This is a genomic window from Achromobacter sp. SIMBA_011, assembly GCF_046535435.1.
GTDB classification, from domain to species: Bacteria; Pseudomonadota; Gammaproteobacteria; order Burkholderiales; family Burkholderiaceae_B; genus Achromobacter; species Achromobacter dolens.
Window position 1 is genome coordinate 1 of sequence record NZ_JAWRWN010001328.1, and the last position, 231, is coordinate 231.

At 60.6% G+C, this 231-nt stretch carries 1 protein-coding gene; it reads right to left on the bottom strand.

Going from position 1 to position 231, the window contains the following annotated elements; translation table 11 throughout:
• The coding region (locus SB816_RS35395; protein WP_410548670.1) for an AMP-binding protein at positions 1-231 on the bottom strand (231 nt) is incomplete at both ends.

The following is a 231-nucleotide window of genomic DNA, read 5'->3' on the forward strand; positions in this document are numbered from 1 at the left end:
TCGAGCAGGATGTGAGCGACCTGCTTGGGTTTGAGGAGCGGATTGATGGGAACGAACACGTATTGCGCGGCAGCGGCACCCAGTATCGACACGACGGTTTCGACACGTTTGTCCAAATAGATCGCAATGCGCGCGCCGGCCGTGAATCCAAGTGCGTCGAGTGCATTGCCCATGCCGCGCGCGCGGTGAACCAAGTTCTGATAGGTTACGCGGGCGGCGCCGCAGATGAGC